The organism is Paenibacillus sp. NN59 (assembly GCF_057597225.1).
This window is the reverse complement of sequence record NZ_CP199678.1, coordinates 5,726,602-5,738,896: the sequence shown is the minus strand read 5'-3', so window position 1 is coordinate 5,738,896 and position 12,295 is coordinate 5,726,602. Positions and strand designations below refer to the sequence as shown.

At 42.9% G+C, this 12,295-nt stretch carries 10 protein-coding genes; all 10 read left to right on the top strand.

From position 1 onward, the window contains the following. The 10 genes from ACT89M_RS25165 to pcrA all read left to right on the top strand — a co-directional run bounded on the left by ACT89M_RS25165 (position 1) and on the right by pcrA (position 12,225). Positions 1-987, top strand: a complete 987-nt coding sequence (locus tag ACT89M_RS25165; RefSeq protein ID WP_487344871.1) for a glycosyltransferase family 2 protein — start codon at positions 1-3, stop codon at positions 985-987. A 313-nt stretch (positions 988-1,300) separates the two neighbouring features. Then, positions 1,301-1,861 (top strand): dTDP-4-dehydrorhamnose 3,5-epimerase, encoded by a 561-nt coding sequence (gene rfbC, locus ACT89M_RS25160; RefSeq protein WP_487344870.1) that lies wholly within the window; start codon positions 1,301-1,303, stop codon positions 1,859-1,861. A 17-nt stretch (positions 1,862-1,878) separates the two neighbouring features. After that, positions 1,879-2,904 carry a dTDP-glucose 4,6-dehydratase gene (gene rfbB / locus ACT89M_RS25155; protein WP_253500549.1) on the top strand — a complete coding sequence of 342 codons (1,026 nt, stop codon included), beginning with the start codon at positions 1,879-1,881 and terminating at the stop codon, positions 2,902-2,904. Beyond that, positions 2,901-3,761, top strand: a complete 861-nt coding sequence (gene rfbD / locus ACT89M_RS25150) for a dTDP-4-dehydrorhamnose reductase (RefSeq protein WP_154891263.1) — start codon at positions 2,901-2,903, stop codon at positions 3,759-3,761. Before rfbB ends, rfbD begins: the two co-directional genes overlap by 4 nt. 101 nt (positions 3,762-3,862) lie before the next feature. Beyond that, positions 3,863-4,807, top strand: a complete 945-nt coding sequence (locus ACT89M_RS25145; protein WP_487344869.1) for a glycosyltransferase family 2 protein — start codon at positions 3,863-3,865, stop codon at positions 4,805-4,807. Positions 4,808-4,901: 94 nt separating this feature from the next. Then, a complete protein-coding gene (locus ACT89M_RS25140; protein WP_253500551.1) occupies positions 4,902-5,891 on the top strand; it encodes a glycosyltransferase family 2 protein in 990 nt (329 codons plus the stop codon). Then, positions 5,888-7,288, top strand: coding sequence for an undecaprenyl-phosphate glucose phosphotransferase (locus ACT89M_RS25135; RefSeq protein ID WP_487344868.1), 1,401 nt, complete (start codon positions 5,888-5,890; stop codon positions 7,286-7,288). Before ACT89M_RS25140 ends, ACT89M_RS25135 begins: the two co-directional genes overlap by 4 nt. A 272-nt stretch (positions 7,289-7,560) precedes the next feature. Continuing rightward, the gene (locus ACT89M_RS25130) at positions 7,561-8,436 is read left to right on the top strand and encodes a phosphatidylinositol-specific phospholipase C/glycerophosphodiester phosphodiesterase family protein (RefSeq protein ID WP_487344867.1); all 876 of its coding nucleotides are present in this window, start codon (positions 7,561-7,563) and stop codon (positions 8,434-8,436) included. A 214-nt stretch (positions 8,437-8,650) separates the two neighbouring features. Further along, a complete protein-coding gene (gene pcrB / locus ACT89M_RS25125) occupies positions 8,651-9,355 on the top strand; it encodes a heptaprenylglyceryl phosphate synthase (RefSeq protein WP_487344866.1) in 705 nt (234 codons plus the stop codon). 500 nt (positions 9,356-9,855) lie between these two features. Further along, positions 9,856-12,225, top strand: coding sequence for a DNA helicase PcrA (gene pcrA / locus ACT89M_RS25120; RefSeq protein WP_487344865.1), 2,370 nt, complete (start codon positions 9,856-9,858; stop codon positions 12,223-12,225). Positions 12,226-12,295 lie beyond the last annotated feature (70 nt).

Below are 12,295 nucleotides of genomic sequence, written 5' to 3'. Positions count from 1 at the left end.
ATGAAAGTGTCAGTTGTGATTCCAAACTATAATGGAGAAAAATATTTAAGAGATTGTCTGTGCTCTCTTAAAGATCAAACATTCTCTAATTATGAAGTAATATTAGTAGATAATAACTCGACTGATGATAGTATCAATCTAGCTCGGTCTCTTATTCCAAGTATAACAATAATTAGATTGGATTCAAATCAGGGATTTAGTAAAGCTGTGAATATTGGAATTAAGAGTGCTGAAGGTAAGTATGTCGTGCTGTTAAACAATGATACAATAGCACAAACTAGCTGGCTGATGAATTTAGTTGATAGCATTGATAAAGATTCTTCAATTTTTTCATGCTCTAGCAAGATGTTAAGTTATCATGATTCATGCTTAATTGATGATGCTGGAGATGCCTATACTATTTTTGGTAATGCTTATCAAGAAGGACATGGCATGAGAAAAGATTTATATGACAAAGACCATGATGTTTTTAGTGCTTGTGCAGGAGCTGCAATATATAGACGGAATTTATTCAATATAGTTGGATACTTTGATGAACGTTTTTTCGCATATTTAGAGGATGTTGATATTGGGTATAGGGCAAGACTATGTGGGTTTCGAAATATTCTTTGTTCAAATGCAGAGATATTGCATATAGGGAGTGCCACTACCGGAGGGGGATACTCCTCCTTAAAAGTAAGATTATCGGCAAGAAATAATATTTTTTTGATTCATAAAAATATGCCCTTTATTCAAATTTTATTTAATTTACCTTTTATAATGATAGGGTTTAGTATGAAGTATTCTTTCTTCAAGAGATTAGGTCTATCTAAAGATTATGTTGAAGGACTCATAGAAGGAGTTCGTTTTTTAAAAAATCAGCCACTTGAAAAAAGTAGATACAAGCTTATTTATGTTTTTTTTGTACAATATTGGTTGATAAAAAAAGGGATTTACATGGTTTTTAATAAAATGAAACAAATGTATAAACGGTGGCACCAAGCATAGACACGTTTTATATGTATAGGAATATAATGAAAAAATACAAAAACAATGTACAGATGCAAGGTAAAATACTTGAATGAATTCTCTAATGAGATATGTTTGTAATTTATTCGTAGGATCTGGTCTATTCTGAGTTTAATTGTTTACGGGCGTAGGGTTATTAATCTTCTCAGCCAATCTAGGCTTTTTAACAAGATTTTCATGATCAGAAATGAAGTGTATTTAACTTTGAATTATAGAAAGGAATTTTCGTTTTCCATGGATTACGGAAACGTAAATACTTATTTTGATTTTTTTATTTGAAAGGAGCATAAATGTGAAGATAGTTGCTTTGGAACTTGAAGGTGCTAAAATTATTGAACCCGCAGTTCACGGTGATCACAGAGGATTTTTCTCAGAAAGTTACAATGAAAAATTGTTTAATGATAATGATATTAATTACAAATTTGTACAAGATAATCACTCGCTCTCAAAAGAAGCTGGAGTAATACGTGGATTACATTACCAATCGGCTCCTAAGGCGCAAACTAAGTTAGTAAGGGTAATTTCTGGTGCTATATATGATGTAATTGTAGATATCCGTAAAGAATCACCTACTTTCGGTAATTGGGTTGGTGTAATTCTCAGCGAACACAACCACCGCCAACTACTCGTTCCAAAAGGGTTTGCTCACGGTTTTTGTACTTTGGTCCCAGACACCCAAGTCTTGTACAAAGTAGACGAATACTATTCCCCGGAGCATGATCGCGGCATATTATGGAGTGACCCGGCACTAGGAATTGATTGGCCTACGTCCAATCCGGTCTTGTCCGACAAGGATCAGAGGCATCCATTGCTGAAGGACGCGGAGATCAATTTTAATTTTGAAGTGAAGTAATTAGGAGGTTCCCATTCATGAAACTGCTCGTTACCGGCGGCGCCGGATTTATTGGAAGTAATTTTGTTATGTATATGCTTGAGCAGTACCCGGACTATGAAATCGTCAATGTAGATGCACTTACCTATGCGGGTAATTTGGAGAATTTAAAATCTCTTGAGGGTAACAAGCGACATACCTTTATCAAAGCAGATATTACGGATGCTGCCCAGATGGATCGTTTGATTGGCCAGGGTGTAGATGTAGTGGTTAACTTTGCAGCAGAATCACACGTGGATCGCAGCATACTGGAACCGGATGTTTTTGTGCGTACGAATGTGAATGGAACCCAGGCACTGCTTGAAGCGGCTAAAAAACACAATATCACCAAATTTGTTCAAGTATCGACGGATGAGGTGTATGGATCTTTAGGTCCAACCGGTTTGTTTACAGAGGATACTCCTCTTCAACCTAACAGCCCTTACTCTGCCTCCAAAGCAGGAGGAGATATGCTGGTGCGTGCTTACCACGAAACCTTTGGTTTGCCTGTAAATATTACGCGTTGCTCTAACAACTATGGTCCGCTTCAGTTCCCGGAGAAGCTCATTCCGCTTATGATCTCACGTGCGCTGAATGATGAAGCTCTGCCTGTATACGGAGATGGCTTGAACATTCGGGATTGGCTTTATGTGGAGGATCATTGCAGTGCGATTGATCTTGTTATTCACAAGGGACGTAATGGTGAAGTCTATAATATTGGCGGTAACAACGAGCGGACGAACATACACATTGTGAAGACTATCTTGGAGCAGCTAGGAAAACCTGAGTCTCTAATCCAATATGTACAGGATCGTCTGGGACATGACCGGCGTTATGGCATCGACCCAACCAAAACGATGACCGAGCTTGGCTGGAAGCCTAAGCATAACTTCGAGACAGGAATTAAGGAAACAATTCAGTGGTATTTGGATAACAAGGATTGGTGGACTCGTATTCAATCTGGTGCCTATCAGGAGTACTATGAGAAGCAGTACGGAGCTCGTTTAGGAGACGATAAGGCATGAAGGTTCTCGTAACAGGTGCAAGTGGCCAGCTTGGACGGGATGTTGTGCTTCTTTTAGAAAAAGAGGGGCATGACATTCTCGCTTGTGATCGGGACCAGATGGATATAACCAATCAAGCTCAATGTAACGAGGTTATATCTTCATATCATCCAGAAGTCATTATACATTGTGCAGCGTATACTGCGGTGGATGCAGCAGAGACCGATACGGATGGTGCATATAAGGTGAATGCAGTAGGCACACGTAACGTGGCTGTAGCTGCAGAGAAAGTCGGAGCCAAGCTGATTTATATCAGTACAGATTACGTCTTCGATGGTCAATCGACTACTCCTTATCAGGAATACGATGATACGAATCCTCGAAGCGTATATGGCAAATCCAAACGAGCCGGAGAGTGGCTGGTACAATCATTGTGCTCTAAATGGTTTGTAGTACGAACATCTTGGGTGTATGGCCTTCACGGTAATAATTTCGTCAAAACCATGTTGAAGCTGGGTCAGGAGAAACCGAAACTTCAGGTTGTTCATGATCAAAAAGGTTCGCCCACATATACTGTGGACTTGGCTTTGTTCCTTATCGAACTAATGGGAACAGAGAAGTATGGGATATATCACGCTTCTAACTGTGGAGATTGTACCTGGTATGAGTTTACCCAAGCTATATTTGAGGAGGCTCAAACTGTTGTCGGGGTTTCCATTCAAGCTGAATTGGAACCTTGCACAACAGAGCAGTTTCCAAGGCCAGCTCCTAGACCTGTTAATTCAGTAATGGATCACTTGTCGATTCGTACTAACGGTTTAACGGATCTCCGCCCGTGGCGGGAAGGTTTACGTGATTTTATCCGTTCTATGTCATAACCAAAACAAATCTAGTACTCAATAATGAACTCTCGCTCTTGTATTTCCGGGCGGGAGTTTTCGTATATAATAAAAAGAAAAGTTTAAATCTGAGGTGCAGAGTGAACCAATCTAAAGTATGTGTCATGCTTTCTACATATAACGGTGCAAAGTATATTGAGGAACAACTTGAAAGTTTGATTGCACAACGCCACATCGAGATGGATATTTACATCCGGGATGATGGCTCTTCCGATGGAACTCTCCTGAAAATCCGTAAATTTGCTGAATCTATTCCCCAGGAGATCGGATTCCATATTTTTGAAGGTGAGAATGTAGGTGTAATCGGAAGCTTCTTTGAACTGATGCGTTTAACGCAGCCGAAATATGATTTTTATGCCTTTTGTGATCAGGACGATGTGTGGCAGCCTTTCAAACTCAGCAGGGCTGTGGAACAACTTCAATCAAGGCCGTCTGATATTCCTCTGATGTATTGTTCTTCTACTCAAATGGTGGATCAAGAGTTGAATCATTTAAACATATGGCCTCAGCTTCCTCCAAAACCGCTCAGTATGTGCAATGCTTTGGTCGAAAATTGTTGTGTGGGTTGTACCATAGTTCTGAATTCAGTTACATTCGAGCATCTCAGAATGAATCTCCCCTCCGATCCAACAAGTATCATTATGCATGATTGGTGGATATATCTTTTCGTTGCCTCTTTTGGTGAGGTAATCTTCGATAAGGAGCCAATGATATTGTATCGGCAGCATCAAGGGAATGTCCTTGGTGGCAGCAATGATAAACTATTTACAAAATGGAAGAACAGATGGAATCGTTTTATGAATGGAAAGAATCATTTTATTTTAAGTAAACAGGCAAGTGCATTTTTTGAGATATATAAGGATCAGTTATCTACACAACAGCAAGAAGACATACAACATTTTTTGTTTCAGAGGGATCGTAGTTTGCATTATAGAATCAGTTATGTCCTGAATATGCCATTCTACCGTCAAGCCTCTCTGGATAACCTTGTTCTCAAACTCATATATGTAATGAAGAAGGTTTGAAGTTGTAACTTGAATCTACTTTTAGTCCCTTCTGATGCCAACATATGCTATACTTTCAATAGTTAAACATGAGACGAAGTCAGGAGTTTTCAAAATGATTCATACAACCGATGCTTCACTAAGCGAAGTATCACATATAAATAAAAATGATAAGGTTGACGTTAGCATTATCATCGTTAACTACAATACACGTCAACTGACACTGGATTGTTTGGCATCAGTTTATGCGTCTCAGACCTCTTACCAATATGAGGTTATCGTCGTAGATAATGCTTCACGGGATGATTCGGTTGGGGCTATTCAACATGCTTATCCGAATGTGCGGATGATCGCGAACTCTGCCAACACCGGCTTTGCTGTAGCCAATAATCAAGGAATGGACATTGCCGGCGGACGCTACATTCTGCTCCTAAATTCTGACACGGTCGTTCAGCCAGATACGCTCCATACGATGGTCTATTTTATGGATCGCCATCCCGAAATGGGGGCCTCCGGTTGTAAAGTCATTCTTCCTGACGGCTCACTGGATAAAGCCTGCAAAAGAGGATTTCCCACACCATCTGCGTCATTCTACTACGCGTTTGGGCTTTCACGGCTTTTCCCGGATCGACCGAAGTTTAATCAATATCAATTGGGGCATCTTAGTCCAGACGATGAATATCCAGTAGATTGTCTGGTTGGTGCATTTATGTTGGTACGTCGTGAGACCATTGAGCAGATTGGTGGATTGGACGAGACGTTTTTTATGTATGGTGAAGATATCGACTGGTGTTATCGTATCAAAGAGGCAGGGTGGGGCATTTATTACTATCCGCGTACATATATTGTGCATTATAAAGGCGGTAGTGCCCGTCGCAAACCTTTGAAAATCACGTATGAGTTTCATAGAGCAATGTGGGTGTTCCACCGCAAGCACTACGCAAAGAAATATAATCCACTGATGAACGGAGCCGTATGGATGGGCATATCTTTAAAGTTTACGTTATCCCTCCTGCGTAACTGGGTATCTCTGCCTTCTCGTTCGAAGAGAACTGTTACACCGACGAGAACGGAAAACGAAGTATCATCCGAGGTGAAATCATGATTCGGCGTAATCAACGGTTTTTAACTCAATTGTATATCGCATCTGACTTTGGTGTTATCCAGCTTTCTTTTTTGCTCGCATGGTGGTTGAAATTTGAAAGTGATCTCTTGATAAACCAGAGCCCGCTACCTATAGAAAAGTATTTGATGTGGAGCCTAGTATATGCGGTACTTGCTATATTCGCAGGTTTGTTATCTTCACTTTATGTGCCTAAACGCAAAAAGCGTTTTGTAGATGAACTTTGGAAAATCATCCAATCTCACGGCATAGCCTTCTTCATGCTGATGAGTCTGATGTTCTTTTTCAAAGAAGTAAATATCTCGCGCGCATATCTTGCGATGTATATGATCGGTAACGTGTCTTTCACGTTGTTGTATCGTTATATGGTGAAGTTGCAATTAAAACACTTGCGTAAAAAAGGCTTTAACCGTCAGTTTGTGCTGATCCTTGGAGCAGGTTCACTTGGGAAACGTTTCTATGACAATCTCAAAAGTTATCCTGAACTCGGGTATGAAGTTACGGGCTTTCTGGATGATTACCGGCATTGGGATCAAGTTGAACAAAAGAGATACAGCCCGATTTTAGGGAAAATCGATGAACTGGAAGAATTTTTGTCTACGCACTATGTAGATGAGGTTATTCTGGCTTTGCCGCTGGATGCACATGATAAATATTCGCATATTATCAATGTGTGTGAGAAGGCTGGAGTGCGCACACTGATTATTCCTGATTTCTTTGATTATCTGCCGGCACGGCCTCACTTTGATAACTTTGCAGGTATGCCGATGATTAATGTGCGTGACATTCCGCTAGATAGTACCATTAATCGTCTTATGAAACGTGCGTTTGATATTGTGTTTTCGCTCGCGGCAATCATCTTCACATCTCCTATTATGCTCATTGTAGCGTTGGGGGTGCGTTTGACCTCGGCAGGGCCGGTTATCTTTAAACAGGAGCGTGTTGGACTTAACAGACGTAACTTCATGATGTATAAGTTCCGTTCTATGAAGGCGATGCCTGAAGGTTTGGAAGATACAGGATGGTCAACTCAAAATGATCCACGTCGTACCGCCTTTGGAACGTTTATAAGGCGTACGAGTTTAGATGAGTTGCCTCAATTTTTCAATGTGTTGTTAGGACATATGAGCGTGGTGGGTCCGAGACCGGAGCGACCGTATTATGTAAATCAGTTTCGAGATGAAATTCCTAAGTATATGATTAAACATCATGTTCGCCCAGGCATAACAGGATTAGCCCAGAGTAAGGGATTACGAGGAGATACCTCTATTGAGGATCGGATTGAACAGGATATTTTTTATATTGAAAACTGGTCTTTATTATTTGATATTAAAATTATATGGGAAACCATTCGCAATGGTTTGAAAAATGCATATTGAGTTTTCATGTAGATACGAGAAGGGGCACCAGATAGCGACAGATGAATTGAATGATCTCTCTGGCTTCCCTTATCTGATCCTTGTCTCACACCATTGAAAGTCGCCTCAGGGCGGCTTTTTTGTTTTGCCCCTGCTTGATTCGGGTAGTTAGTTACCAAAAAGTAATGTTACACAACATGTACCGTCGTTAATAGTAAGTGAACAGCAATAATTAATTTGTGATACTTGTAAACTACTTTGACTAATACGTCTGCAAAGGATGTGTAAATGATATGAAACGTATTGCCGCCGTTTTGATACTGTTGCTCGTTACTGTGGGTACACTCTTTTGGGCACATGACAGTCAAAGTGAGGAGCAACGTGATGGATTTGCAAACTATCGATTAATCGCCCATGCGATGGGCAGTATTCGGGAACAGCCTTACACCAACGCGTATGAAGCGATGATTGCCAATTATGAAAAAGGTACACGGGTATTCGAAATAGACTTCATGCTAACTTCGGATCGCGTAGCTGTAGCCAGACATGAGTGGACGGCTAACATGAGCAAAATGCTGGGACAGGATGAAGAGTTGCCAGAGCATAAACAGGCCGGGGCGCTTACACACGATGAATTCATGAACACACCGATTCTTGGCATGTACCAGCCAATGGATGCCGATGGAATTATGAAAGTGTTATCCAAGTACCCGGATATGTATATTGTAACGGATACCAAAGAGCAGAAGGACGAAGATATCCAGCAAGTGCTTCGATCATTGGTCAATGCAGCGAAGAAACATGATTCGTCAGCTCTAAGCCGAGTCGTGGTACAGATTTATAATGAACCTATGCTTGAAAAAGTAAAGGAGGTTTACAACTTCCCGTCCATTATCTACACGTTATACGCTACACAAGATACAGAGAGCCAAGTTGTTGATTTTGTGCAAAATAACGATATTGATGCTGTAACGATGCCGGAATATAAAGTAAACCAGAACTTTGTCGCCAAGCTGAAGAAGGCTGGGGCAGTCACCTATGTGCATACCATTAATGATACCCGGCAGGCGGCCAATTATGAAAAATGGGGTGTGTATGGGGTGTACTCCGACGTCCTGACAGAGCAGGAAATGGAAGAAATGAATACAAGGTTTGCTTGGAAGCCTTAAATCAATCAAGATCCAGAAGGGGCTTAATAAATACTAAAAAACATTCGTAAGAGAATCCAATTTTGAGACATAGACTTTTTAGGGATGGAAACAGCAAAAAAGTCTGTGTTTTTTCTGTTCGCCTTTTATACGAACATTGACACCTACTGTCTGCTGACTTAGACTTAGTTTACAAGCTTTTTAGGATGCAGAAGAACCTCTGGAGGAATGTTCGTTGATAGACATGATTAAGCAGTGGAGACACGTATTTAAGCTCGACCCCGACAGGGGAATTACCGATGAGGCATTGGATCAGGTATGCATGTCTGGAACGGATGCGATTATCGTGGGTGGATCATCAGGTATTACGTATGATAATACGGTAGATCTGATGTCCCGGGTGCGTCGCTATGAACTGCCCTGTGTGTTGGAAGTATCCGATCTGGAGGCAGTTGTGCCTGGGTTTGACGGGTATCTGATCCCGATGGTGCTGAACACAACAGACAGCAGGTGGATTATTGGACAGCACCAGCAGGCTATCGAGCGCTATGGCTATTTGATCCCGTGGGATTTGCTGATTACCGAGGGGTATATTGTGCTTCATTCGGACTCGACTGTGGCGAGGTTAACCGGAGCAGATACGGAACTGACGACAGAGGCTGCGGTTGCTTACGCTCAAGCTGGAGAACGGTTACTGAACCTGCCCATTATATATATGGAGTACAGCGGAACTTTCGGGGATATGGAGCTGGTTGGCGAGACACATAGACAATTGGAGCGATCACATCTCATTTATGGCGGTGGAATTGATACAGCAGAGAAAGCAAGACAAGCTGCCCAAGTTGCGGATACCATTGTTGTTGGGAATATTGTGTACAGCCATTTGAGCCAAGCATTGGAAACGGTACAAGCTGTGAAAGGCGATCGAAGTAACACCTGACCGGTTTAGTTTACCATTCCCCCACATCCTCTTTAGAATCTGTTAAAATAGATCTTTGTCCCTTTATTGATTTAATTTCATTTAAGTAATATTGCTTTCAGGTGCCTAAATCTCCTTCCGCCCATGTGCATTATGATTTATGTTTACACAGGAACGGAGAGTACAGGAGTAATCTGAAGAAACGAAGACTCCCGTTAAACAAACTGAAGATTTATTACAGTTCTCTTGGTATTTTTACCTACCCACAAAGTATATGGCGACTATGTTTACACGCGAACGGAGAGGACAGAAATAAGCTGGAGAAGCGGAGCTAAAAGCTTTCTGAAAGAAAGCTGCATCGGAAGCATAAGCGTTCGCCTTTATTACCGGATATTCACCTTTAGAAAATAGTTTAAAAAATCCGGGAATAACAGCGATTGAAAGCTTATTCTGTCATCGGAGTGACAAGTGTAACCGCAGGACCCACTTATACGACCAATTAATGAAAGGAGCATGCATGCATGCAACCTGTAAATATACATGACGCCGTAGCACGGCTGAACACTCCTCAGCGGCAAGCTGTTGAGGCAACGGATGGGCCATTGCTTATTATGGCTGGCGCGGGCTCGGGCAAAACCCGGGTGCTGACACACCGGATTGCCTATCTGATCGCAACACGGAAAGCACCCCCGTGGGGCATTTTGGCGATTACGTTTACGAATAAAGCTGCTCGGGAGATGCAGGATCGGGTATCCCAACTGGTAGGCGGATCTCAGGGCCGCGATATTTGGGTATCCACGTTTCACTCCATGTGTGTGCGCATCTTGCGCCGTGATATTGAACGGATCGGTTTTACATCCAACTTTAGTATTTTGGACTCATCCGACCAGTTATCCGTTATTCGTAGCTGTATGAAAGATCAGAACATCGATACGAAAAAGTTCGAACCCAAAGCTGTTCAGGCGATGATGAGCACGGCCAAAAATGAACTGATCAGTCCAGAGCAATACGAGAAACAGGCGGGCGACTATTTTGAAGGCATTGTAGCCAAGGTATATACGATGTACCAGAAACGTCTCAGAGCCAACAACTCACTCGACTTCGACGACCTGATCATGGCAACCATTCAACTGTTCAAAGAAGTGCCGGAAGTGCTCGATTTTTACCAAAAGAAATTCCAATACATTCATGTCGATGAATATCAGGATACGAACCGTGCACAGTACATCTTGTGCCGTATGCTGGCTGACAGCCACCACCGTATCTGCGTCGTAGGGGATAGTGACCAGTCGATCTATCGCTGGCGTGGGGCGGATATTACCAACATCCTTAACTTTGAAAAAGATTACCCGGAAGCACAGACGATCCTGCTCGAGCAGAATTATCGTTCGACTTCCAACATCCTGAATGCGGCGAATGAAGTCATCGGCCTGAATACGGGCCGTAAACCGAAGAAGCTGTGGACGGATAAAGAAGGCGGCTCGAAGATCAAGGTATACCGTGCCGATTCCGAGCATGATGAGGGGTATTTTGTAACCTCCGAGATTAGTAAAAATGTGAAAAACGGCAAATCCTATCAGCAACATGCGATTCTGTACCGTACCAATGCTCAGTCCCGGGTTATTGAGGAAATTTTGATCAAGTCTGATATCCCGTATCAGATTGTCGGCGGCATCAAGTTCTATGATCGGAAAGAGATCAAGGACATTTTGGCTTATCTGCGCCTGTTGTCCAACCCGGATGATGATATCAGTTTGACCCGGATTATTAATGTGCCGAAGCGCAGCATCGGGGATACGACAGTAGCCAAGCTGGCTGCAGCCGCTGGAGAGCGCGGGGTTTCCATTTTCCGTGTACTGCAAGTGGTTGATGATCTCGGTTTCGCTGGCCGCACGCGTAATGCACTGGTGGAGTTCTATGATATGATCGCAGCTCTGCACCAGATGGTTGAATATCTGTCCGTGACTGAATTGACCGAGAAGATTCTGGAGATGAGCCAGTATCGTGACGAGATGCAGAAGGAAAACACCATTGAATCTCGCGCAAGACTGGAGAATATCGAAGAGTTCCTGTCGGTAACGATGGAGTTTGAGAAAAATAATGAAGACAAAACGCTCGTTTCGTTTCTCACCGATCTGGCACTCATTGCAGACATCGACAGCATGAACGATGACGAAGAGGATCAGAGCGATGCGGTCACGTTGATGACGATGCACAGTGCCAAAGGTCTGGAATTCCCGGTTGTCTTTATCGTAGGTATGGAGGAAGGGGTCTTCCCTCACAGCCGTGCTTTTATGGATAATGAAGAGCTGGAGGAGGAACGTCGTCTGGCTTACGTGGGGATTACACGGGCTGAGGAACAGTTATTCCTCTCGTGTGCACAGATGCGGACCTTGTTTGGACGTACAACAGCCAATCCGCCATCCCGTTTCTTGGATGAAATCCCGGATGAACTTAAAGAAGATACTTCCATTGCACGCGACCGTTACCGCCGAGGAACCAGCACAGGCGGAGGTTCATATGGAGGACGTGGTTTAGGCTCCAGTGGTGGAAGCAATTTCGGCGGTGCCGCGAGTGCATCCAAGCTGTTTGAGCATCAAAGCCGAAGTGGTTCATCCGCAACAGCTTCATCTGGGCCAACGTCCCGAGTAACTACGAGTACATCTCGTCCAACCTTTGCGGCACCAACATCGGCTTCAAAATCGGCCTCATCCGAAAGTGCGGCAGGATTTAAGGCAGGCGACAAAGTGCAACACGGCAAATGGGGGACAGGTACCATCGTTGCAGTCAAAGGTAGCGGTAATGATACCGAACTGCAGATTGCATTCCCGGCTCCAGTCGGCGTGAAACGTCTACTCGCTGGATTTGCCCCGATTACCAAAGTGGAATAAGAATAAACGGCCTATTGTATGATACTGGACTGAGATGAACATCGATTCTGCCATGTCTCTCGATTACAAT

Coding starts and splice junctions, on each gene's coding strand:
- ACT89M_RS25165 (WP_487344871.1), top strand. CDS start 1: ATGAAAGTGTCAGTTGTGATTCCAAACTATAATGGAGAAAAATATTTA.
- rfbB (WP_253500549.1), top strand. CDS start 1,879: ATGAAACTGCTCGTTACCGGCGGCGCCGGATTTATTGGAAGTAATTTT.
- rfbD (WP_154891263.1), top strand. CDS start 2,901: ATGAAGGTTCTCGTAACAGGTGCAAGTGGCCAGCTTGGACGGGATGTT.
- ACT89M_RS25140 (WP_253500551.1), top strand. CDS start 4,902: ATGATTCATACAACCGATGCTTCACTAAGCGAAGTATCACATATAAAT.
- ACT89M_RS25135 (WP_487344868.1), top strand. CDS start 5,888: ATGATTCGGCGTAATCAACGGTTTTTAACTCAATTGTATATCGCATCT.
- ACT89M_RS25130 (WP_487344867.1), top strand. CDS start 7,561: ATGAAACGTATTGCCGCCGTTTTGATACTGTTGCTCGTTACTGTGGGT.
- pcrA (WP_487344865.1), top strand. CDS start 9,856: ATGCAACCTGTAAATATACATGACGCCGTAGCACGGCTGAACACTCCT.